General features: G+C 72.7%; 21 protein-coding genes. 11 read left to right on the forward strand and 10 right to left on the reverse strand.

Annotated elements, in window-relative coordinates:
* Window positions 1-1,926: 1,926 nt before the first annotated feature.
* Together E1300_RS05435 and holA are read left to right on the forward strand one after the other, a co-directional pair.
* Window positions 1,927-3,771 (forward strand): ComEC/Rec2 family competence protein, encoded by a 1,845-nt coding sequence (locus E1300_RS05435; RefSeq protein WP_242618953.1) that lies wholly within the window; start codon window positions 1,927-1,929, stop codon window positions 3,769-3,771.
* Window positions 3,772-3,816: 45 nt separating this feature from the next.
* Complete coding sequence (gene holA, locus E1300_RS05440) at window positions 3,817-4,770, forward strand: DNA polymerase III subunit delta (RefSeq protein WP_131755762.1); 954 nt, start codon at window positions 3,817-3,819, stop codon at window positions 4,768-4,770.
* A gap of 260 nt (window positions 4,771-5,030) precedes the next feature.
* Here the strand turns inward: holA and E1300_RS05445 are convergent, their stop codons facing one another.
* Window positions 5,031-5,891, reverse strand: a complete 861-nt coding sequence (locus E1300_RS05445; RefSeq protein WP_131755763.1) for a LysR family transcriptional regulator — start codon at window positions 5,889-5,891, stop codon at window positions 5,031-5,033.
* 69 nt (window positions 5,892-5,960) lie between these two features.
* Here E1300_RS05445 and E1300_RS05450 point away from each other — a divergent pair, with 69 nt between their 5' ends.
* A complete protein-coding gene (locus E1300_RS05450) occupies window positions 5,961-6,491 on the forward strand; it encodes a hypothetical protein (RefSeq protein WP_131755764.1) in 531 nt (176 codons plus the stop codon).
* Here the strand turns inward: E1300_RS05450 and E1300_RS05455 are convergent.
* Entirely contained in the window at window positions 6,436-6,969 is a 534-nt protein-coding gene (locus E1300_RS05455; RefSeq protein ID WP_131755795.1) for an RNA 2'-phosphotransferase, read from the reverse strand. The genes E1300_RS05450 and E1300_RS05455 overlap by 56 nt on opposite strands.
* Window positions 6,970-7,016: 47 nt before the next feature.
* Window positions 7,017-7,286, reverse strand: coding sequence for a 30S ribosomal protein S20 (rpsT, locus tag E1300_RS05460; RefSeq protein ID WP_131755765.1), 270 nt, complete (start codon window positions 7,284-7,286; stop codon window positions 7,017-7,019).
* Between the two features lie 237 nt (window positions 7,287-7,523).
* On the opposite strand from rpsT, the gene lepA reads away from it, so the two are divergent.
* Window positions 7,524-9,365: a translation elongation factor 4 gene (gene lepA / locus E1300_RS05465; RefSeq protein WP_131755766.1), complete on the forward strand. Its 1,842-nt coding sequence runs from the start codon at window positions 7,524-7,526 to the stop codon at window positions 9,363-9,365.
* 63 nt (window positions 9,366-9,428) lie between these two features.
* Window positions 9,429-10,253, forward strand: a complete 825-nt coding sequence (locus E1300_RS05470; protein ID WP_131755767.1) for a Uma2 family endonuclease — start codon at window positions 9,429-9,431, stop codon at window positions 10,251-10,253.
* A 90-nt stretch (window positions 10,254-10,343) separates the two neighbouring features.
* On the opposite strand, the gene E1300_RS05475 is transcribed toward E1300_RS05470, so the two are convergent.
* The 3 genes from E1300_RS05475 to E1300_RS05485 all read right to left on the reverse strand — a co-directional run bounded on the left by E1300_RS05475 (window position 10,344) and on the right by E1300_RS05485 (window position 13,546).
* Entirely contained in the window at window positions 10,344-10,910 is a 567-nt protein-coding gene (locus tag E1300_RS05475) for a DUF4870 domain-containing protein (protein WP_131755768.1), read from the reverse strand.
* Window positions 10,911-11,111: 201 nt separating this feature from the next.
* The gene (locus E1300_RS05480; protein WP_131755769.1) at window positions 11,112-12,512 is read right to left on the reverse strand and encodes a hypothetical protein; all 1,401 of its coding nucleotides are present in this window, start codon (window positions 12,510-12,512) and stop codon (window positions 11,112-11,114) included.
* Window positions 12,513-12,646: 134 nt separating this feature from the next.
* Window positions 12,647-13,546 carry a hypothetical protein gene (locus E1300_RS05485; protein ID WP_131755770.1) on the reverse strand — a complete coding sequence of 300 codons (900 nt, stop codon included), beginning with the start codon at window positions 13,544-13,546 and terminating at the stop codon, window positions 12,647-12,649.
* Window positions 13,547-13,820: 274 nt separating this feature from the next.
* Between E1300_RS05485 and E1300_RS05490 the strand changes: the two genes are divergently transcribed.
* Together E1300_RS05490 and hemW are read left to right on the forward strand one after the other, a co-directional pair.
* Window positions 13,821-14,261, forward strand: a complete 441-nt coding sequence (locus E1300_RS05490; RefSeq protein WP_131755771.1) for a hypothetical protein — start codon at window positions 13,821-13,823, stop codon at window positions 14,259-14,261.
* An 83-nt stretch (window positions 14,262-14,344) separates the two neighbouring features.
* Window positions 14,345-15,553, forward strand: coding sequence for a radical SAM family heme chaperone HemW (hemW, locus tag E1300_RS05495; protein ID WP_131755772.1), 1,209 nt, complete (start codon window positions 14,345-14,347; stop codon window positions 15,551-15,553).
* Between the two features lie 25 nt (window positions 15,554-15,578).
* Here hemW and E1300_RS05500 read toward each other — a convergent pair whose 3' ends face one another.
* Together E1300_RS05500 and E1300_RS05505 are read right to left on the reverse strand one after the other, a co-directional pair.
* Window positions 15,579-16,388: a DUF4870 domain-containing protein gene (locus E1300_RS05500; RefSeq protein ID WP_131755773.1), complete on the reverse strand. Its 810-nt coding sequence runs from the start codon at window positions 16,386-16,388 to the stop codon at window positions 15,579-15,581.
* A 46-nt stretch (window positions 16,389-16,434) separates the two neighbouring features.
* Window positions 16,435-17,250, reverse strand: coding sequence for a DUF3097 domain-containing protein (locus tag E1300_RS05505; RefSeq protein ID WP_131755774.1), 816 nt, complete (start codon window positions 17,248-17,250; stop codon window positions 16,435-16,437).
* 265 nt (window positions 17,251-17,515) lie between these two features.
* Here E1300_RS05505 and hrcA point away from each other — a divergent pair, with 265 nt between their 5' ends.
* From hrcA to E1300_RS05520, 3 genes are all read left to right on the forward strand, one after another.
* On the forward strand, window positions 17,516-18,529 hold the full coding sequence (hrcA, locus tag E1300_RS05510) for a heat-inducible transcriptional repressor HrcA (RefSeq protein WP_131755775.1): 1,014 nt from the start codon (window positions 17,516-17,518) through the stop codon (window positions 18,527-18,529).
* Window positions 18,530-19,663, forward strand: a complete 1,134-nt coding sequence (dnaJ, locus tag E1300_RS05515; RefSeq protein WP_131755776.1) for a molecular chaperone DnaJ — start codon at window positions 18,530-18,532, stop codon at window positions 19,661-19,663. It abuts the gene before it with no gap.
* Between the two features lie 103 nt (window positions 19,664-19,766).
* Window positions 19,767-20,498, forward strand: a complete 732-nt coding sequence (locus tag E1300_RS05520) for a 16S rRNA (uracil(1498)-N(3))-methyltransferase (protein ID WP_131755777.1) — start codon at window positions 19,767-19,769, stop codon at window positions 20,496-20,498.
* Window positions 20,499-20,653: 155 nt separating this feature from the next.
* Here E1300_RS05520 and E1300_RS05525 read toward each other — a convergent pair whose 3' ends face one another.
* Window positions 20,654-21,361 (reverse strand): hypothetical protein, encoded by a 708-nt coding sequence (locus E1300_RS05525; RefSeq protein WP_131755778.1) that lies wholly within the window; start codon window positions 21,359-21,361, stop codon window positions 20,654-20,656.
* The gene (locus tag E1300_RS05530; protein WP_242618954.1) at window positions 21,358-21,903 is read right to left on the reverse strand and encodes a SigE family RNA polymerase sigma factor; all 546 of its coding nucleotides are present in this window, start codon (window positions 21,901-21,903) and stop codon (window positions 21,358-21,360) included. The genes E1300_RS05525 and E1300_RS05530 overlap by 4 nt, the downstream gene beginning before the upstream one ends.
* A gap of 345 nt (window positions 21,904-22,248) precedes the next feature.
* Between E1300_RS05530 and E1300_RS05535 the strand changes: the two genes are divergently transcribed.
* Complete coding sequence (locus tag E1300_RS05535; protein ID WP_131755779.1) at window positions 22,249-22,593, forward strand: HIT domain-containing protein; 345 nt, start codon at window positions 22,249-22,251, stop codon at window positions 22,591-22,593.
* Window positions 22,594-22,601: the final 8 nt, after the last annotated feature.

Here is a 22,601-nt window from a genome sequence, read left to right on the forward strand (position 1 = left end):
GCTTATCCGCCGGCCGTGGCCGTTCTCGCCGCGCCCTCCTCGCGCGCCGCCGCTCATCCGCGCCACACGTGCCGACGTGCCCCTTCGACTGCACCATCTGTGCTGCGCGGTGCTCACAAGGCGTCTCGTGTCTCTGCCACGTGGGGCTCGCTCAACGCTGGTCGTTCCGGCCGCATGTTGTTCGTTCGGCATCGCTTGGCAGAGGTCGCATGCCTCCGGCCTGCGGTGTTCGCGCAGCGCCGAGCGCCTCCGGCGCCTAGCACTCGCCGACGCTCTCATCCAAAGCGCTACGCGGTTCCGGCGTGTGGTGCTCACTGCCGGGCGCCCCGCGCGGTGGTGCCGTGCTCTTCCGACGAAGGCCGCACTCGCGAAGGCCTCACTCGGCATCGCGCGTTGAAGGCGGTGCTCGTTCACCGTTGGTGGCCGATGCCGCGCGTCTTCGGCGGTGTTCGGTATGCGGTGCCCTTCTGGCGCGTGGTGTTCGTGTGGCGTTGAGGTTCCCTGCCGCATGGTGCCCGTCTGACGCCGCTCATCCGGCGCTGCACCCCCCGCGTGGGGGTGTCTGTGGGCCGCGTCCTGGACCTGTGTTCATAGCGCTGGACATCCCGGTGTGGTGCATGGCGGTGGGGCGTCGCGGCGTGGTGCGTCGCGTCGGACGTCCCGGCGTGGTGCGGGGCGCTGGACGTCCCGGCGTCGTGCGGGGGCGCTAGATCTCTCGGTGTGGTGCATGGCGCTGGACATCCCGGTGTGATGCGTGGCGCTGGACATCCCGGTGTGGTGCATGGCGGTGGGGCGTCGCGGCGTGGTGCGTCGCGTCGGACATCCCGGCTTGGCGTGTGGCGCTGGACTTTCCGGCGTCGTGCACGGCGCCCGATGTCTCGGTGGCGTGCGTCGCGTGAGGTGTCTCGGCGTGGTCCGTCGCGTGGTGCGTCTTGGCGTGTGTGTGGTGTCGGGCGTCATGGCGACGTGCGTGGCGCTGGACCTTTCGGCGGGAGGCGTGGCGCTAGGCGTCTCGGCGGGGTGTGTGGCGTCGGACGTCCCGAGTGGGGCCTTGGTGTTGGACGTCTTGGTCTTGGACTTATGGCGCCGGACGGCTGGCGTGGGGCCCATAGGGCTAGACGGCTGGTGTAGGGCTCATGGGCTGATGGCTGGCGTGGGGTTCGTGGGGCTGGACGGCTTGGCGTGGTGAGGGTGCGGCTCTGTGCGTTCTACGTGGCCCTGCTCAGTCGCGGTGGGCCGGGCTGGTTGGGGCGTTGTTTGTTGTCTTGGCCTCTTGGGTGTGAGGGAAGGGTTTGGGTGGATCGCTCGATGCCGCGGGATTGGTTGGGGTTGGGGCGGTGGGGAGCCGGGATGGGTGGAGGCGAGGTGCGGGTTGTGGCTCCGGCGCTGGCGGTTTGGGGTGCGGCTGCCTGCACGATGGGGTTTCCGCCGTGGGTCACGGCCGGGCTGGCCGTCGTCGCGGCGGTTGCGGCGGCCGTCCTGCTCACTCGCTTTCGCCGGACGGTGACGGGCGTCGTTCTCGTGTGCGCGGCGGCGTCGGCTGGCGGGGTGGCGTTACGCGTGATGGCCGTGAGTACCGGGCCCGTAAGGTCACTCGCCCAGGCCGGACAAACGGTGACGGCCGAGGCGGTCGTGACCGGTGACCCGCAGGCGAAGACCGGGCACGGGCGACCGGTGATCATTCTGCGTGCGCGGGTGGAGGAGGTGCCGCGTGCGCAAGGGGAAGAGGTGCCGCGGGTGCAGGGGGAGGTGCCGCGTGCGCGGGTGGAGGGCGTGCCGCGGGTGGGGGAGGTGCCGCGGGCGCGGGTGGGGGAGGTGTCGCGGGGGCGGGTGGAGGGCGTGTCGCGGGGGCGGGTGGGGGTGGGGGGGGTTTTGCGGGTGCGGGTGCGGGTGCCTGTGTTGCTGATTGCTGCCGATCCGCGATGGTTGCGTCTGGTTCCGAGTCAGCGCGTCCGGTTCGAGGGCGGTTTCCGGACGCCTCGGCGCGCCGAGTTGCTGGCCGCCGTCGTCATCGTCCGCGGGCCGCCCACGGTGCTCGGGCCGCCGTCGGCGGTCCAGCGCGCCGCCGAACACCTGCGCGCGGGGCTGCGGGCCGCCGTGGCGCACCTGCCGCCCGACCGGCGCGGCGTGCTGCCCGCCATGGTCGTCGGCGACACGTCCCGGTTGGATGCGGACCTCGCCGAGGACTTCAAGAGGGCCGGACTCACTCACCTGCTCGTCGTCTCGGGAGCGAATCTGGCGATAGTCATCGGCGCGGTCCTCGCCCTGTGCCGCGTCGCGGGCCTGAGACGGCGCCGCGCCCCGCCGGTCGCGGCGCTGGCCGTGGTCGCCTTCGTCGTGGTCGCCCGCCCGGAGCCGAGCGTGCTGAGGGCCGCCGTCATGGGCATGATCGGCCTCCTCGCCTTGCTCACCGGGCGGGAACGCCACGGGGTTCCGGCCCTCGCGGCGGCCGTGCTGCTGCTCGTCCTCGCCGACCCGACGCTGGCGCGCTCGTACGGGTTCGCCCTGTCGGTTCTTGCGACCGCCGGGCTGCTCGTGCTCGCTCCGCGTTGGCGTGGACGGCTGGCCCGCCGCCTGCCCGGACCCGTGGCGGACGCCCTGGCCGTCGCGGCGGCTGCGGAGGTCGCGGTCGCGCCTGTGCTGGTCATGCTCTCGGGCGAGGTGGGCGTCGTCTCCGTGTTCGCGAACCTGCTGGCGGCTCCTGCGGTGGCGCCCGCAACGCTGCTCGGCGCGCTCGGCGCGGTCACCGCTCTGGTCTCGCTGCCTTTCGCGCGCGTTTTAGTATGGCCCGCCGGATTCGCCGTCGGCTGGATCGTCTGGGTCGCCCGTCAGGCAGCGGCCCTTCCGTACGCGACGATCCCCTGGGCGAGCGGGGGACTCGGTGCGATGACGCTCGTGGCCGCGGCCGCCATCGCGTTCCTCATCTTGCGGAGTCCCAGGGTGCGGCTCGTCGCGGTCTCCGCCATGGCCGGCGTGCTGATCGCGGTGATCGCCCTGCGCGTGGCGTCACCGGGATGGCCGCCGCCCGCCTGGCAGATGGTCGCCTGCGACGTCGGTCAGGGGGACGCCCTGGCGCTCGCCACCGGTCCACGGCAGGCCATCGTGGTGGACGCGGGGCCCGAACCCAGATCGGTCGACTCGTGCCTGACGCGCCTCGGCGTCCGGGACGTGCCCCTCCTCGTCCTGACCCATCCCCATGCCGACCACATCAATGGGACGGCGGGCGTCAGACACGGCCGCACTGTCGGCGAGGTCCTGACGACCCCGCGGACCGCCGGCCGCGAAGCCCGCCTCACAGCCGGCCTGCACGCCCGCGCGGCACTGCCCGGCCAGCGGTGGACGGTCGGCGATCTCACGCTGTCGATCCTCGGCCCGCTGACCACCGGCCCCGCCTTCGCGCCGGACGACGACGGCACCACGATCAACAACGGCAGCATCGTCCTGGTCGCTCGCAGGCCCGGTTTCAGCGCGCTGCTCGCGGGCGACGTCGAGACGGAGGCACAGCGGTCCCTTGAGGCGAGCGTCCCGTCCGTCCAGGTCCTCAAAGTGCCTCATCACGGCTCCCGCAGCCAGGACGCCCGGTTCCTCGCGGCCGCGCACGCCTCGGTCGCGCTGATCTCGGTCGGCGCGGACAACGACTACGGCCATCCGTCCTCGACCACTGTCGACCTGTTGCGGCGCCTGCACACGCAGGTGCACCGCACTGACCAGGAAGGAGACATCGCCGTCACCCGTACCGCGACAGGCCTCGCCGTCGTCCCCCGACGATGAACCGCGGTGGCGCCGGTGGGCGCGGAGGCGTGGCATGCTGCATGGGTGTCAGTCGAAGGCATCATCCTGATCATCGGAGACGAAGAGCTGCTCGTAGAGCGGGCCATCGGTGACGTCGTCGCGTCCGCGCGGGCGGGTGACCCGGAGACCGAGGTGATCGACCTCGGCCCCGGCGGGCTGGAGCCGGGACGGCTGGCGGAGCTGACCTCGCCCTCGCTGTTCGGCGGCGGAAAGGTCCTCGTCCTCAGGTCAGCCCAGGACCTCGGCAAGGACCTGACCGCCGAGGTGCTCAAGTACGCCAAGACGCCCGCCGACGACGTGGTCCTCGTGGCCGTCCACCACGGCGGCGCCAAGGGCAAGGCGCTCGTGGACGGGCTCGCCAAGCTCGGTGCCCGAAAGGTGGCATGCCCCAAGGTCACCAAGATGGGGGAGCGGATCGACTTCGTGCGGGCCGAGATCCGCGCGGCCGGCGGCAAGATCTCCGCGGACGGCGCGCGGAGCCTGCTCGACGCGGTCGGCAACGACCTGCGGGAGCTCGCCGCGGCGTGCAGCCAGCTCGTCGCCGACACCGGCGGCAGGGTGGACGACGCGGCCGTCGCCCGCTATTACCGCGGACGCGCCGAGGTCAGCGGCTTCACGGTCGCGGACAAGGCCATCGAGGGCCAGCTCGCGGACGCCCTTGAACAACTCCGCTGGGCCCTGGCGACGGGGGTCGCGCCGGTGCTGATCGTCAGCGCGCTCGCGCAGGGCGTCCGCGGGCTCGCGAAGGTCGGCGGCGCACCGCGCGGAGCCCGCGGCGCCGCCCTCGCCAAGGAGCTCGGCATGCCCCCATGGAAGATCGACCGCGTACAGCGGCAGCTCCGCGGCTGGTCCGGCGACGGCGTCGCCCGCGCCCTGACCGTGGTCGCGGAGGCCGACGCCCAGGTCAAAGGCGGCGCCGCCGACCCCGCCTACGCCCTGGAGAAGACCGTCGCCGACATCGTCGCCGCCCGCGGCTGACCCACCCCTGTCCTCTGGTCAGCGAGTTGGTGCGAGCGGAGCCGGAGGGCCGCGCGGTCGTGGTGTGTCGAGCGGCCGGGAGGTGGCGTACGGCCGCCCGGCGTGGTGTGTCGAGCGACCGGGAGGTGGTGGTTGCCCGCCCGGCGGGTCGGTCTACGCCCGGCGGGTCGGCGTACGTCCGGTGGGTCGGTGCACGTCCGGTGGGTCGGCGTACGTCCGGCGCTTGGGTCTGGGTGGGGTTGGGTTGGGCTGGGTTTGTTTCAGGGGGGCGGGAGGGCTTGTTGGATCTCCTCTAGGAGGGCTTCTCGTATGGGGTCGTTGGTGCGGGTCGGGTGGTGTACGGCGTAGTAGGGGACGGCGGGGAGGTCGAGGATCTCTCGTTGGACCAGGCCCGGTGGTGGGGTTACGCAGCCGTTCACTACTGCTAGGCCCACGCCTAGGGACGCGAAGTGGAGGAGGAGGGGCCAGCCTTCCGCTTCCACGGCCACGGACCAGGGGATCTCGGCTGCGTGTAGGGCGCGTTCTAGGGCTATCCGGTGCGGGCCTGTCGGCGGCGGGACGACCAGGGACGAGCCGGCCAGGTCGGCCAGGGTCAGGGTGGGACGGGCGGCCAAAGGGTGGTCCTCGGGCATGACCAGGGTCTGGGGGTAGGAGGCCAGGAGGACGGCCTGGAGGTCGGTCGGCAGGACGTCCAGGACGGCGACGCCGAGGTCGGCGCGGCCGGTGCGGACGGCGGTGAGGGTGCCCGCGCGGTCGGCGTTGATCAGGCGGATGCCGGGGCGGATGACGTCGCCGAGCAGGTAGAGGTAGGCGCCTTCGCCGGCGGCGAGGACGGGGACGCGGGCGGGCGAGGTGCCGCGGACGTCGGCGAGGAAGGCCGTGACGCGGGCGTCGAGGTCGCGGGCGAAGCGGGCGACGGCCTCGCCTTCGGGGGTCAGTCTGAGCCGGCGGCCCTGGCGGACGTAGAGGGGGCGGCCGAGCGTCTCGGCGAGCTTGCGGATCTTGACGTGCAGGGCCGGCTGGGAGATGTGCAGGTCCTCGGCGGCGCGGGTGAAGTTGAGGTGTTCGGCGAAGACGGCGAACGAGGCGAGGGCGTCGGTCGAGAGGCGGCCCAGGTCCATAGTGAGGGACTATAGCTGCCGTAGTTGTTGATAGTTCTGGTTTAGAGAGCGCGCGTCGATGCTGAGGGCATGGATACGAGAGAGCCCCGGCTCGGAGTTGATTTCGGGCGGGTCATCCACGGGGGAGTGTCGGCTGCTGGGGATGCCGACACGGTGTTCCTCGACGGGAGTTTCGAGGAGGCGATGGCGTCGCCGGCGACGGAGGGCGTCTACGAGGTGCTGCCCGGTCTGATCGAGGCCTTCGGTGGGCAGGCGTGGATCATCTCGAAGTGCGGCGACCGCATTCGGGAGCGCACGCTGGCGTGGCTCGACCACCATGACTTCTACGAGCGGGTCGGGTTGCCGAGGGAAAACGTCCGGTTCTGCCGGAAGCGGCCGGACAAGGCCTGGCACTGCCGGGAGCTCGGTATCACGCACATGATCGACGACCGGCTGGACGTGCACCGGGCGATCCGGGAGATCGTGCCGTACCGGTACCTGTTCGGGCCGGTACCGGGGCCGGACTGGGTGCGGCACGTCCGCGGGTGGGCGGACGCGGCGGAGATCAGCCGAGATATTCCGGCGGGACGGCGTCGACCAGCCACACGCCGTTCTCGCTGAGGCGGAACTCGTGCCCGTCCGCGGCCATACGGCCCGACTGGACGGTGAGGACGACGGGGACGCCTCGGCGGGCACCGACCCGCTGCGCCGTCTCGCGGTCCGGGGACAGGTGGACGTGGTGGCGCTGCATGGGCATGAGACCGTCCTGACGGATCGCCTCCAGGGCCCGGGCCACGGTGCCGTGGTAGAGGAACTCTGGCGGAGGGGTTACCGGTAGGTCGAGGTCGACCTGGACGGAGTGGCCCTGGACGGCCCGGATGCGGTCGCCGTCGAGCGCGTAGCGCTTCTTGTCGTTGACGGCCACCACGTGTTCGAGTTCGGCGCGGGTGATCCGGAAGCCGTGGCGCGCGGCGGCCGCCAGGAGCTCGTCGACGTCGGCCCAGCCCTGCGCGTCGAGGGTGAGGCCGATGCGCTCGGGGCGGTGCCGGAGGTGCTTGGCGAGATACTTGGAGATCTTCACCACGCGGCGCTCGTCCATGGACATGCGTCGGGGCCGGCGCGCGGCCGGCCCCGGGTGCGCGTGCGCTACTCGGCCTGCAGGGCGGCGGCCTGCTTGGCGATCGCCGACTTGCGGTTGGCGGCCTGGTTCTTGTGGATGACGCCCTTGCTCACGGCCTTGTCGAGCTTGCGGGCGGCGTTGCGCTGCGCGGCGGCGGCCTCGGCGGCGTTGCCGGACTCGGCGGCCTCGCGGAACCTGCGGATCGCCGTCTTCAGCTCCGACTTGACGGCCTTGTTGCGCAGCCGGGCCTTCTCGTTCTGCTTGTTGCGCTTGATCTGGGACTTGATGTTAGCCACGTCGTAGTGCCTCAGCTTGGTCGCGATCCTGGCCTGCCCTCGATGGCAGGTTCCTGACGAAATGTCTGACGGGGGCGGTCGGTGCCCCCGGGGCACGACGGTACGCCACACGCAGTCGCACAGCTTACCAATCGCGGCGGCCCAGCCCAAACCGGAGAGCGGGCGGAGCATCGGGCTCGGCATGGGATCATAGAGAAGTACATCCATGTCCACCTGTGAGTTTGCGAACGGACCCCGGTGCCAGCGCCTGAGCCCAACAAGACCGATCCCGCGATCATCCGCAACTTCTGCATCATCGCGCACATCGACCACGGCAAGTCGACGCTCGCCGACCGGATGCTGCAGCTGACCGGAGTGGTCGAGGAGCGCCAGATGCGCGCCCAGTACCTCGACCGCATGGACATCGAGCGCGAGCGCGGCATCACGATCAAGAGCCAGGCCGTGCGGCTGCCGTGGAGCTCGGCGGGCGGCGAGTACGTCCTGAACCTGATCGACACGCCCGGCCACGTCGACTTCTCCTACGAGGTGTCGCGGTCCCTGGCGGCGTGCGAGGGCGCGGTCCTGCTGGTGGACGCCGCGCAGGGCATCGAGGCGCAGACGCTCGCGAACCTGTACCTGGCGCTTGAGGCCGACCTGCACCTGATCCCGGTGCTGAACAAGATCGACCTGCCGGCGGCGCAGCCGGAGAAGTACGCCGAGGAGCTGGCCGGGATCATCGGCTGCGACCCCTCGGACGTGCTGCGGGTGTCCGGCAAGACGGGCGAGGGGGTCGGCGAGCTCCTCGACAAGATCGTCCAGGAGGTGCCGGCGCCGGTGGGCGACCCGGACGGTCCCGCGCGGGCGCTGATCTTCGACTCGGTGTACGACACCTACCGCGGCGTCGTGACCTACGTCCGGATCATGGACGGGCACCTGTCGCGCCGCGAGAAGAGCCTGATGATGTCGACGGGGGCGGCGCACGAGACCCTGGAGGTCGGCGTGATCGCCCCGGAGCCGAAGCCGGTGCAGGGCCTCGGCGTCGGCGAGGTGGGCTACCTGATCACCGGTGTGAAGGACGTGCGGCAGGCCCGGGTGGGCGACACGGTGACCGTGGCGTCGCGTCCCGCGCCGACGTCGCTCGGGGGCTACCAGGACCCGAAGCCGATGGTGTTCTCGGGCCTGTACCCGGTGGACGGCGACCAGTACCCGGAGCTGCGCGACGCGCTCGACAAACTGCGGCTGAACGACGCCGCGCTGGTCTACGAGCCGGAGACGTCGGCGGCGCTCGGGTTCGGCTTCCGCTGCGGGTTCCTCGGGCTGCTGCACATGGAGATCGTCCGGGAGCGGCTGGAGCGCGAGTTCGGCCTGTCGCTGATCTCGACCGCGCCGAACGTCGTGTACCGGGTGGTCATGGAGGACGGGTCGGAGCACACCGTCACCAACCCCAGCGAGTTCCCCGAGGGCAAGATCGGCACGGTGTACGAGCCGGTCGTCAAGGCGACGCTGCTGTCCCCGGCCGACCACATCGGCGCGATCATGGAGCTGTGCCAGGGGCGGCGCGGGGTGCTGCTCGGCATGGACTACCTGTCGGAGGACCGGGTCGAGATCCGCTACACGCTGCCGCTCGCCGAGATCATCTTCGACTTCTTCGACCAGCTCAAGTCGCGGACCCGCGGCTACGCCTCGCTCGACTACGAGCCGAGCGGCGAGCAGGAGGCCGACCTCGTGAAGGTCGACATCCTGCTCCAGGGCGAGTCGGTGGACGCCTTCAGCCAGATCGTCCACAAGGACAAGTCGCGCGAGTACGGGCTGATGATGACCGCGAAGCTCAAGGAGCTGATCCCGCGGCAGCAGTACGAGGTGCCGATCCAGGCGGCGATCGGCGCGCGCATCATCGCCCGCGAGAACATCCGCGCGATCCGCAAGGACGTGCTCGCCAAGTGCTACGGCGGCGACATCTCGCGCAAGCGCAAGCTGCTGGAGAAGCAGAAGGAGGGCAAGAAGCGGATGAAGACCATCGGGCGGGTGGACGTTCCGCAGGAGGCCTTCGTCGCGGCGCTGTCCACGGGCGGCGGCGACACCGACAAGGGCCGCAAGTAGCGCGTTCGGCAAGTTCGGTGAAACCGGTGGTGACGCAGCGCTCCCGCGTGGACACTGGGTGTCGTGAGCAACACGCTGCTGCACCAGGTGCTCGTCTCGGATCTGGTGGTGCCGGTCGAGCTGGCGCAGGAACCCGGCCATGAGTGCCTGACGAAGTTCGGCACGCGCCTCGCCGACGACACCTGGCTGCGGCCCGACCTGATGGTGTTCCGCAAGGAGCAGGCGGAGGGCGACCTCTGGTACATCCGCGGGGCGCCGCTGCTGGCCGTCGAGGTGGTCTCGCCGGCGTCGCGCGGCGCCGACCTCGGCGCCAAGAGGCGGCTCTACGCGCGCTTCGAGGTGCCCGCGTACGTGGTGGTGGACGTGGCCGACGACGGCAGGCCCGAGCTGCGCGTGCACGAGCTCGGCGCGGACGGGTGGTACGCGGACGCCGAGCGGGTCCCGTGGGGGCGGTCGCACCGCCTGGCGCGGCCGCTGGACCTGGAGCTCGCACCCGACGCGATCTTCGGCCGGCTGCCGCGCCGGCCCGTCCGGAAGAGGAGAATCACCGTGCCCGATCTGGCCGCCGTCCTGCCCGCGACCGGCCCCGACCTGCCGCACCGCGAGGACCCGATCCTCCTCGACGTCTTCGGCCACCGCTGGCCGACGGGCGCGGAGAAGGTCGAGCTGTGGGACGGCTGCCCCGTGTTCTACGGGCTGTGGGACGAGCGCGACGTCGAGATAGCCCAGCGCGCCTATCCGGGACGGATCGTCCGGCTCGACCAGCCGCCGGGGGAGCCGGGCACGCTGACGGTCCTCCCAGCGCCCGCGAAGGTCCCGGCCGAAGGCGGGATCGAGGCGGACGCCGGAGCCGAAGCCGAGGAGGAGGTGGAGGCCAGAGCCGTCTGACACCCGCCGGGGTGTGCAGGTGCAGCGGAGCAAGGATGCGCAGGCGCAGGGGCGGGCGTCGATTCCCCGACCCTCAGGCCGGGGATCGCGTCACTTCAGGATGGGCCAGGCGACGGGGGGCGGCACCCGGCGGAACTCGCCGCGGTTCGCCGCCCTGGCCGCGTAGACCAGGAAGAACAGGACGACCGCGGTGAAGCCGAGCGGCACCCAGATCAGCACGTCCAGGGCCATCGAGAGCAGCCCGCCGACGATCCAGACCGCGATGGCGGCGATGCCCATGTTGAGGCCCTGCGCGGCGTGCCGCCGCACGAAGGGCGAGCGGGCCTTGCCGAGGTAGACGACGGCGGGCGCGATCGCGCCGACGAGGAACTGGCCCAGGTAGGCCATGAGCGCCCACGTCTTGTCGTCGTCGCTGACGGGGCCGAACTGCCCCGGCATCTGTGCGGTGCCCGGCCCCTGGGAGGGCTGCTGCTGCCAGGAGGGGTTCTGCGGCTGCTGCCACGCCGACCCCTGCGGCTGCTGCTGCCAGGCGGACCCCTGCGGCTGCTGCCACTGGGATCCGGGCTGCTGGTGCTGCGGGGGCTGCTGCCACTGGGGCTGCTGCTGCCATCCGGGCTGCTGCCCCTGGCCGGGCGACGGGGGAGGCCCGTAGGCCATGGCGGGTGTCCTCTCCGAGTGCGCTGTGGGCGTTCGCGGCGCGCGTTGTCCGCGAAGTGTACGACTCCTTGGACGCACCCGGAGTTCGTCCCGGTTCCTGAGTTCTCGTGTTCCGCCGGTCCGTGGCCGGTTCACGCCATGCCACGGACCGGCGGACGCCGGATCAGCGCGGCCCCAGGGGCGTCCCCCCGGGGATGCGGATCAGGGGCGCCAGAGGACGGCGGTGGGCTGCTGCTGCGTGAGCGTGACGGAGCCCGTCCAGGTGATGCCGGACGGTCCGGGCAGGTACGAGGAGTCCAGCAGGAAGCCGCGGTTGATCGCGGTGACGGTGGCGGGCGCGCCGTTGTCGCCGAGGCCGATCGGCCGTCGGATCGCCTCGACGCTCGCGATGTCGGACAGCTTCGTCCCCTCGGGCAGCTCGACCGTGGTGGCGACGGCGCCGTCCCGGTCGATCGACCAGGTGGGCTCGTCGTGGTCGGAGCGGTAGAGGCGGGACGGGTCGGCCTTGAGGCGGACGCCGAGCGCGACGCCCGGGACGGAGCCGAGGCCCCTGGCGGCGCCGGTGGTCTTGGCGAACTCGGCCCACAGGTACGTGCGCTGGTCGCCGACTGCGCGGGTGGCCGGGTCGGACGGCTTCTCGATCTTGCCTTCGCGGACCATCTCCTGCGCCATGATCTGGTACGTCCAGGGCTCGCGGTCCATCACGACCTCGCGGGCGCGCCCGGCGGGGCGGGTGGCGGTCGCGTCCGGCAGGAAGCGCAGCGGCGCGCCCGCCGAGACGACGTCACACATATTGTTATTTTGGGTGCAGGTCTGGAGGACCGGATGGTCGCCCTCGTAGCGGCCGGTGAACTTCAGCGTCAGGTGCTCGGGGGCCTGGTAGACGCCGGTCCCGTCCACGCGGCGACCCTGCGCGTCGACCTCGACGCGGTAGATCCACTCGATGTCGGTGGTGCGGCCCCAGCGGGCCATGAGGGCGGGCGAGTCGGTGCCGCCGTCCTCGTTGCTCCACACCACCGAGTACTCGATGATCTGGTGGCCGGGGGCGGCGGCGGGCTTCGTCTCGTGCCAGGCGATCAGCGGGGTGTCGGTGGTGGCGTTCTGGTACGGGTCGTTCAGCGGCCCGTTGGTGCGGCCGACGACGACCGGGGCGTGGCGGAGGGCGAGCTGGGCGGCGGCGGGCAGCGTGACGCGGGGGCGGGCGAGCGTGACGCGCCGGGCCGCCGGGGCGCTGCCGCGGGCGAACCGCAGGGTCACCCGGTGCCTGCCGTGGCGGACGTGCCCGAGCCCGAGGCTGCGGGCCGTCGGGGTGGACGAGGGGACGACCAGGTCGGTCACGTGGCGGCCGTCCACGGCGATGGACACCACGGCGGACTCGGCGCCCTTGGCGGCCCAGGAGACGCCCGGCGCGGCGACGCTGAAGCCGATGACGGCCTCCCCGTCGCGGCGGGCGGTGAACGTCAGCGACCGGGCGGGACCGCCGCGGTGCAGGCTGATGGTGCCCGGCGCCGTGCCGGCGTGGGCGGGGGCGAGGGCGAGCGGGGCGCTCGCGAGGGCGGCGCCGGTCAGAGCGAGGACGGCGTGACGCGCACGGCTACTCATGATCGGCGAACTTAGGGCGGCGCGGTTGCGTTCGGGTGACGGGCCGGTCCCCCGTGGGTGTCGGGATTGTTGCCGCACGGCGCACGCCGCCGGCGTGCCCCGGGTCCCCGAGCCGTCGACCGGTTCGGCGGCGTTCAGACCGTGGTGCGCAGGGGCGCGAGCGCGTTCGGGAACTGGAGCGACACTCCGGTGAACCGCTGCGGTTCCCGTCCTCCGCGCTCGCCCCGGCCGGACTCGGGCTCGTACAGGGTGAGGCCGATGGTGGGGAGCCGTGTGGTCCGCCCGCGCCGGACGACGTCGTGGCCGAGCTCGCGGAAGAGGGCGACGACGTCCGCGGCGGGCTCGTCGAGCAGGTCGATGCCGTCCAGCCGCAGGCGCAGTTCGGGGTTGCCGCTCCAGCCGGGCCCGCGGGTCCCGAAGATCTCGGCGATCCGCTCGACGCCGCCCTCGCTCCGGTCGGTGGACAGCGCGAGGCGCCCGCGCCCGACCCGGATGCTGCGGTGGTCGGCCCAGCCGCACAGGAACGACGCCTTGGGCGGCTGGGTGCCGCAGTTCTCGGCGACCGCGGCGAGCGCGGCCCAGGCGTCGGCGGCCTCGGTGGAGAACAGGAGGTCCGCGTCGGGCAGCTGGGCGCCGCGCCCGGGCTCCAGGGTGATGACGTACGGGGCGACGCGGCCGGGGAAGCGGGCGGGGTCGGCCTCCCGCAGGGTGACGAGGCCCTCCCACGCGACGGGCTCGTCCACGGCGAACCAGGTGATCGCGGCTTCGGCGCCCAGCTCGTGGAAGGTCGCGTCGGTGAGCCGCTCCGCGATGGCCTCGCGCAGCCCCTCGGCGGTCTCGCTCAGCCGGCGGTGCCACCACGGCGGTTCGGGATCGGACACCGCGCCGGTCTGCCAGCGCGTGCCGGCCCCGGAGAAGTCGGTGCGCCGCTCCGCGCCCGAGTCGTCCACGATCACGCAGTGCCAGCCGGCCGGCTCGCCGCGCAGCAGGACGCGCGCGGGCACGCGTTCCCGGTCCGCCCCCTCAATCCGCATTCGGACGACCCTATCCGCCCAAGAGGCGCAGCATGCTCCATTCGGCCCGGTCCCGGCGTGCCGGATCGCCGACCGGAAGCCTCCCGGGGGAGGCGCGCCCGGCTCGACCAAGATCGTCCCGCGAGGCGCGATTGCGGACGGACGGTTTCGCCGCGACACGGCGGCCGTTGCTCGACCTGGGCGGAGATGTCGGTACGGTCGAGGGCAGCGGCCGCGACGGGCTCCGTGCCTTCCCGGCCGGATCCACCCGACCGACCTTCCGGAGGTTCCGCGCGTGACCCACTCCGACCAGGTCCTGCGCTCCCCGCGGGAGCGGGAGGCGGTGAACGGCGCCGTCCGCGCGCTCCGGTCGGCAGCGCCCGCCGGCTGGGAGCGGCTCGGCTTCGAGTTCCGCGCGACGGTCGGGATCGACAGCGCCTCCTTCGAGGTCGAGGACACGGCGGGCCAGCGGCGCCCGACCACCCCGCCGGGGCAGGCCGTCGGACGGATGGACGAGCTGCGCCGCGTCATGTACCGGCGCGGGAAGGGCGCCTGGTTCACGGCCCGCCTGGACATCGAGCGCTCGGGCCGGTTCAGCGCCGAGTTCGACTACGACGGCGAGCCCGACTTCACGCCGCCGCTGACCCCGGCCGCCTACGCCTTGGACCTCGACCGCTTCCCCCGGACGGACGACAACATCCCCTCCTGGCTCCGCCAGAAGCTCCGCGAGGCCTGACGCGGCGAGACCCTAGGGCGCCTGGAGTCCTCCTCGGGAGTTGCCTGGACGGAGCAGGGGCGGGTGCGAGGCAGACTTGAGAGGTGCCCGCGACTCTTCCCGATGGTGATCCCGTACCCGCCGACGGTGCGCTGCCCTCCAGCGCCCTGGAGGGGCTGGGCGGGCGCCCCTTCGCGTTCTACGTGCACGTGCCGTTCTGCGTGACGCGCTGCGGGTACTGCGACTTCAACACCTACACGGCGACCGAGCTGGGCCCTGGGGCGAGTCGAGACTCCTACGCCGACACCGCCATCGCGGAGGTCCGGATGGCGCGCCGTGTGCTCGGTGACGCCGACCTTCCGGTGGAGACCGTGTTCGTGGGCGGAGGCACGCCCACCCTTCTGCCGCCGGACGACCTGGGTCGCGTCCTGTCCGCCATCGACGCCGAATTCGGCCTCGCGCCCGGTGCGGAGGTGACGACGGAGGCGAACCCCGAATCGGTGGACGAGACGTATCTGGCGAAGCTCCGCGAGGTCGGTTTCACTCGCATCTCCTACGGCATGCAGAGTGCGCGCGAACACGTGCTGGCCGTCCTGGAGCGCACGCACACTCCCGGACGCGTCCCCCAGGTGGTGGACTGGACGCGCAAGGCGGGGTTCGAACACATCAACCTGGACCTCATCTACGGCACGCCCGGCGAGACCGACGACGACTGGCGCGCGTCCCTGGAGGCGGCGCTCGCGTCCGAGCCCGACCACGTCTCGGCGTACGCGCTGATCGTCGAGGACGGCACCCGTCTCGCGGCCCAGGTGCGGCGCGGCGAGCTCGCCGCGCCCGACGACGACGCCATGGCCGACCGCTACCTGGCCGCCGACGCGATGCTGAGCGCGCACGGCCTGCGCTGGTACGAGATCTCCAACTGGGCGACGGGCCCGGACGCGGCCTGCCGCCACAACCTGCTCTACTGGACGGGCGCCGACTGGTGGGGCGTCGGCCCCGGCGCCCACAGCCACGTCGGCGGGACGCGCTGGTGGAACGTCAAGCACCCCGCCGCCTACGCCTCCCGCCTCGCCGAGGGGACGACCCCGGCGCACGCCCGCGAGGTCCTGGACGCCGAGGACCGCAGGATCGAGCGCGTCATGCTCGAAGTGCGGCTCGCCGAGGGCTGCCCGGTCGATCTGCTCGACGATGCGGCCGTCCGGCGCGCCGTCGCCGACGGGCTGATCGAGCCCGGCCCGGTCGAGGACGGGCGCGCCGTGCTGACCCTGCGCGGGCGCCTGCTCGCCGACGCCGTCGTCCGCGACCTGACCTGACGCGGCCCGCCGCGCGGCTCCGGCGTCACTTGATCATGGGCCAGGCCATGAACTGCGGGTACCGGTAGTACTCGCCGCGGTTGCCGGCCAGCCCGGCCATGATCAGCAGGACGATCTCCGCGATGCCCTGCGCGATCAGCGTGAAGAACCCGATGATCACGAACATCAGCACGATGTTGATGAACAGGTAGACGAACTGCGTGATGGCGAAGTTGAGGCCCTGCGCGCCGTGGTGGCGCAGGAACGGCGACTCGTCCTTCTTGGTCAGGTAAACGACGAGGGGGGCGATGAAGCCGACCAGAAATTGCCCCAGATGGGCGAGCATCGCCCAGGTCCGCTCGTCGGACGTCGCGGCCGCGTATCCGCCGGCAGCGGCGTACGGCTGCATCTGCCCGCCGTACCCGTAGCCCGGATCCTGCCCGTAAGGGGCCTGCTGCCCGTAGCCGTAGCCCGCCTGCCCGGGTTGCCCGTAGCCCTGCTGCTGCCCGTACCCCGGTTGCGTGCTCCCGGGATAGCCGGACTGCCCGTACCCCTGCTGCCCATAGCCCGGCTGTCCGTATCCCGGCTGCCCGTAGCCCTGCTCCTGACCGGCCTGCCCGTAGCCCGGCTGCCCGTACTGCTGCTGCCCGTACCCCGGCTGTCCGTACTGCTGCTGGCCGTAACCCGGTTGCCCGTAGCCCTGACCCTGCTGCCCCTGACCCTGCTCGCCGTATCCCTGCTGCCCGTATCCCTGCTGCTGACCGTACGGCTGTCCCTGGCCATATCCGGACTGGTCGCCCTGCCCCTGACCGGAGTCGCCTTCCTGGCCCGGTCGTTCCGGCTGCCCGTGCGTCATCGCGTGCTCCTTCTCGGACGCCGCGCCGCGACGCGGGCCCGGGGGGTCAGGGTGCGGTCACGAAGTCGATGAGCTCCTCGACGCGGCCCAGCAGGGCCGGCTCCAGGTCGGTGTAGGCGTTCACCGAGCGCAGGATCCGCTTCCAGCTCGCGCCCACGTCGTCCCCCCAGCCGAGTTCGGCGAGGACCCCTTCCTTCCAGGGTACGCCGCGGGGCACGCGTGGCCAGGCCCGGATGCCGACGGATGCGGGCTTCACGGCCTCCCAGATGTCGATGAACGGGTGGCCGGTGACGAGCACGTGCGGGGACGAGACCTGGGCGGCGATCCGGCTCTCCTTGGAGCCCGCCACGAGGTGGTCGACGAGCACCCCGAGCCGCCGGCCCTCGCCGGGGCCGAACTCCTCGACGATGGCGGGCAGGTCGTCCACCCCTTCGAGGTACTCGACGACGACACCCTCGACGCGCAGGTCGTGGCCCCAGATCTTCTCCACCAGCTCGGCGTCGTGGAGGCCCTCGACGTAGATGCGGCTCTCCTTGGCCACCTGCGCGCGCAGCCCCCGCACGGCGATGGAGCCGGACGCGGAGCGGGCGGGGCCGCTGGGCGCGGCGGCCGGCCGGACGAGCGTGACGGGCCTGCCGTCGATGAGGAAGCCCGACTTCGTCAGCGGGAACACGCGCCGCTTGCCGAAGCGGTCCTCCAGCGTGACGCCGAGCTTGTCGCAGCCGACGACGGCGCCGCAGAAGCCGCTGTCGGGATCTTCCGCGACAAGGCCGGGTTCGGCCGGTATTTCGGGTATCTGACCTTTGCGGGGCCGTCGCCAGTCGCCGGACAGAACGTCGTCTCCGTAGTCCTTGCTGCGCACAGTCCCGCACGATAACCGGAAGGATAAGATCGCGCAGCCGCCCGGACGGGCCCCGGAGACGGCCCGGACGCCTCCCGTACAGGGGCGCCGTGCCGCGTTCCCGGCCGTTCCCGGGTGGCCGCGGGGCGGAGCGTGCGGGAGCGGGGACCACGGACAGGGGCCGCCGGGTCGTACACTTGGCACTCGGAAGTAAGGAGTGCCAGCAGCAAGGGCCGGCGCCGAGCCGGCCGATCGGGGACTGCGGTGGCAAGGAGGAGGTGACCACGTGCTGGACGACCGGAAACTCGCGGTCCTGCGCGCCATCGTCGAGGACTACGTCTCCACCAACGAGCCGGTGGGCTCCAAGGCCCTCGTGGACCGGCACAACCTCGGGGTGTCCTCGGCCACCATCCGCAACGACATGGCCGTGCTGGAGGAGCAGGGGTACATCGCCCAGCCGCACACCAGCGCGGGGCGCGTCCCCACCGACAAGGGCTACCGGCTGTTCGTCGACCGGCTGTCGACGATCAAGCCGCTCTCGGTCGCCGAGCGCCGCGCGATCGAGACGTTCCTGACCGGCGCCTACGACCTCGACGACGTCGTCGGCCGGACGGTGCGGCTGCTGGCGCAGCTCACCCGGCAGGTCGCCGTCGTGCAGTACCCGTCGCTGACGCGCTCGACGGTGCGGCACGTCGAGCTGGTCCCGGTCGCCGAGGGCCGGCTGCTGCTCGTCCTGATCACCAACACGGGGCGGGTGGAGCAGCGGCTCATCGAGACCGCCGGCCCGGTGTCGGAGGAATCGATCGGCCACCTGCGGGCGTTGCTCAACACATGCCTGGACGGGCTCGGCCTCGGCGACGTCCCGTCCGCGGTCGCGGACCTGCCCGACAAGGTGGGGCCGGCCGACCGCCCGGTGGCGGCGTCGGTGCTGTCGGTGCTGCTGGAGACGCTGGTCGAGAACCACGAGGAGAAGATCGTGTTCGCGGGCGCGGCGAACCTCGCCGCGGTGGACTTCTCGCAGAGCCTGCGGGACGTCCTGGTGGCGCTGGAGGAGCAGGTCGTCCTGATGCGTCTGCTCGGCGAGACCGGCGACTCCTCTACTGTTACGGTGCGGATCGGCACCGAGAACCCCGACGAGGGGCTCCGATCGACCTCGGTCGTCGCCGCCGACTACGGCGTGGGCGACCTCACGCTGGCCCGGCTGGGAGTGCTCGGGCCGACACGCATGGATTACCCCAGCACGATGGGAGCGGTACGGGCAGTGGCACGCTACGTGGGACAGATCCTGGCGGGGTCGTAAGTGGCCAACGACTACTACGCGACCCTGGGCGTCCGCCGGGACGCCAGCGCCGACGAGGTCAAGAAGGCCTACCGCCGGCTCGCGCGGGAGCTCCACCCGGACGTCAACCCGGATCCGGAGACCCAGGAGAAGTTCAAGGAGATCACCCAGGCGTACGAGGTGCTCTCCGATCCGAAGAAGCGCGAGATGTACGACCTGGGCGCGGACCCGTTCGCGCCCGGCGGCGGGGCGGGCGCCGGGGGCTTCGGCGGCGCCGGGTTCCCCTTCAGCGACATCATGGACGCCTTCTTCGGCACCTCGACCTCGCGGGGCCCGCGGTCCCGCGCGCGGCGCGGCCGGAACGCCACGCTGCGGGTCGAGCTCGACCTCGCGGAGACGGCCTTCGGCACCACGCGCGAGCTGTCCATCGACACCGCGGTCGCCTGCGCCACCTGCGAGGGCTCGGGCTGCGCGCCCGGCACGCACCCGGAGACGTGCGAGACCTGCCACGGGCGCGGCGAGGTGCAGCAGGTGCAGCGCTCCTTCCTCGGCCAGGTCATGACGGCCCGGCCGTGCCCGGCGTGCGGCGGCTTCGGCTCGGTGATCCGCAACCCGTGCGCGGAGTGCTCGGGCGACGGCCGGGTCCGCACCCGGCGGACCGTCAAGGTCAAGATCCCGGCGGGCGTCGAGAACGGCATCCACATCCAGCTCGCGGGCGAGGGCGAGGTCGGCCCGGGCGGCGGCCCGCCCGGCGACCTGTTCCTGGAGATCGTCGAGAAGCCGCACCCGATCTTCGAGCGGGAGGGCGACGACCTGCACTGCACGGTCGAGATCCCGATGACCGCCGCCGCGCTCGGCACCAGCGTGACCGTCGAGACCCTCGACGCGGCCGAGCCCGTCGACATCAAGCCCGGCACGCAGTCGGGGCAGGTCATCACGCTGTACGGGCGCGGGGTCCGGCACCTCAACGAGAGCGGCCGCGGCGACCTCATGATCCACGTCAACGTGGAGACGCCCGGCAAGCTCGACGAGGAGCAGGAGGAACTGCTGCGGCGGCTCGCGAAGCTCCGCGGCGAGGAGCGCCCGCCCGGCAAGTTCGCGCCGGGGCAGCGCGGCATGTTCTCCCGCCTGCGGGACGTGTTCAACCAGCATTGAAGCGTCGCGGCGGCGGCCTACCGGGAGGGCCGCCGCGGCGGCCCGCTGCCATGACCGCCGGTCGTGGCCGGGCGGGCTTCGTCACTGTTCCTAGGTGGTGCGCATGAGTCCGCCGGTGTTCCTGGCCGGGACGGCCGCGCTGGAGGGCGACCGCGTGGTCCTCGACGGCGCCGAGGGCAGGCACGCGGCGTCCGTCCGCCGGCTGCGGCCCGGCGAGCGCGTCGACCTGACCGACGGCGCCGGGCTGCTGGCCGAGTGCGTCGTCACCGCGGCCGACCGGGCGTCCCTCACGCTGGACGTGCTGGCCCGGCACCGGGAGGCCCCGCCCAGCCCCCGCCTCGTGGTCGTCCAGGCCCTGCCCAAGGGTGACCGGGGCGAGCTGGCCGTGGAGACGATGACCGAGGCCGGCGTGGACGAGATCGTCCCGTGGTCGGCGGCCCGCTGCGTCACCCAGTGGCGCCCGGAGCGCCGCGAGAAGGCCCTCGGCCGCTGGCGCTCCACCGCCCGCGAGGCGGGCAAGCAGGCCCGCCGCAGCCGCCTCCCGGACGTCGCCGGCCTCGCGTCCACGGCGGACGTCGCGGAGCGGATCGCCGCCGCGTCCCTCGCCCTGGTCCTGCACGAGGAGGCCGAGGCGCCGCTGAGCGCCGTCGAGCCGCCCGCGGACGGCGAGATCGTCCTCGTGGTCGGGCCGGAGGGCGGCATCACCGCCGAGGAGCTGGAGCGCTTCGCGGCGGCGGGCGGCCGGGCCACCCGGCTCGGCCCGACCGTGCTGCGCACGTCGACCGCGGGCGTGGCCGCGGCCGCCGTCCTGCTCGCCGCGACCGGCCGCTGGTGAGCCCACCGCGCGCCGCTGACGGGCCTCACCGGCGCGTCAGCGACCCTTTCGAGGCACGCCGATGATCGCTCTCGGCGAGCGGCGGCGTGGAGGCGGCGGGGGTTCGGGGGCGGCGGGGGTCCTTGATCGGGAGCGGGGCTGTTCCAGGGAGCGGATCAGGGAGTGCTTGAGGAGGCGCCCTGCTCGGACGACGTGGACGGTTCAGTGGACACGGGCGGGGTCGGCTCCTCCGACGTCGGCGGGTCGGCCGGCTTCGACGTGGTCGGCGGCACCGGCGTCGTGGGCGGCTCCGGCTTCGTCGAGGGGGAGTCGCTCGAACACGGGCTCTCGGAGGCGGCGGCGGAGTCACCGCCGGCCGCGGCCGTGGTCGGCGCCGCCGTGGCAGCCCCACCCGAACCGCAGGCCGCCCCACCGGGCGCGGCGCTGGGAGACGCGGAGGCGGGCTCGCTGGACGCCCCGGCGGAGATCGGCCCCTGCGACGACGGGGCGCCCGACGGGAGCGGGCGGCCCTGGGCGTCGGTGCGGTCGCCGTCGGAGTCGCCGTTGCCGCCGCCGGACGGGCCGTTGCCCGACACCGAGTGCTGGATGAGCTCGATCGTCTGCGGTGCGGTCACCCCGATGCCCGCGATCGCCACGGCGGCGGCGACGGCGAGGACGGGACGCGCCCAGGTCACGGAGAAGCGGTCGGGCCGGAGCCAGGCGGGCGCGAACCGCTCCGGGCCGAAACGGCGGCGGCCGCCGCCTTCGGCGATGCGGGCCCGGATGCGGTCCAGGCCGTCGTCGGCGGGGGTGACCGAGTCCGCCTCCGCGTGCAGGGCGCGGCGCAGGATCTCGCCGTGCTCGTCGTGGGGGTCGGTGGTCATGAGAATTGCTCCAGGACATTGCGTAGCGCGGTCATGCCGCGCGCCGTATGGCTCTTCACAGCGCCGCGGGAGATGCCCATCGCGTGGGCGATCTCGGCTTCGGACAGATCGGCGTAGTAGCGCAGGACGAGCGCCTCCCGCTGGCGGGCGGGCAGGCCGGAGAGCGCGTCGATGACGGCCGAGCGCTCCAGCTCCCCGATGGCCCCGGCCTCCGCGCTCGGCGCGTCGGGAAGGCCCTTGGGGGCGTACTTCTCGACGACGGCGCGGTGCCGCAGCACCGATCGCGACCGGTTGACCACGGACTGGCGGAGGTACGACAGGGCCTTGTCGGGGTCGCGCAGGCGCCGCCATCCGCCGTGCATCGCGACGAAGGCGTCCTGGACGACCTCTTCGGCCGTCCCGGAGTCCCGCACGAGCATGGCGGCCAGCCGGACGAGCGAGCGGTAGTTGGCGCTGTAGAGCGCGGTCACCGCCTGGTCGGCGTCCCAGGTGACGGCAACAGCAGCCGCCGCCGTGCCCCTGGCCACGAGGGTCTCGGTCACGTCAGTGGGACGCGCACCCTCGTCGTCCGGTTTACGAAAGGGCATCTTCTGGTCTGCCTCGGTCACCTATCCGCCGCCTTCGCCGCTCCCCGGCCGTCCATTCGGATGGTCGCCCTCGCAACGGCATCGTCCGGGCGCGCCCGACCGGCCGCAGGCGCGCCGCAGAGCCTGCGAGCCGGGGAGTACGCCTGAGCTGACAACCTTAACCAAGGGGCGGTCGGAATGCGGCTCGACGGCGGGGAATCGATCATCGGGAATCCCGGCGGCGCGGGGCGCCGCGGGCCGCGCCCGCCTCCGCCTCGATAGGATCCCGTGGCGGTCTCGGCCGCCCCCGGAAGGAGACAGATGACCGACTGCCTTTTCTGCGGGATCGTCGCCGGCGACGTGCCCGCCAAGATCGTCCGTGAGGGCGCGCGCACGGTGGCGTTCCGCGACATCAACCCGCAGGCGCCCACGCACGTCCTGGTCATTCCGAAGGACCACCATCCGACGGCCGCCGCGCTCGCCGCCGCCGACCCGGAGCTCCTCGCGGAGGTGATCGGCGAGGCCCACCGCGTCGCCGAGGGCGAGGGCGTCGCGGGCACCGGCTACCGATTGGTCTTCAACACCGGCGACCAGGCAGGTCAGACCGTGCACCACGTCCACGTGCACGTGCTCGGCGGACGTGGCCTGAACTGGCCGCCCGGCTGACGAGAGCC

The sequence above is a fragment of the Actinomadura fibrosa genome (assembly GCF_900659615.1).
GTDB classification, from domain to species: domain Bacteria; phylum Actinomycetota; class Actinomycetes; order Streptosporangiales; family Streptosporangiaceae; genus Spirillospora; species Spirillospora fibrosa.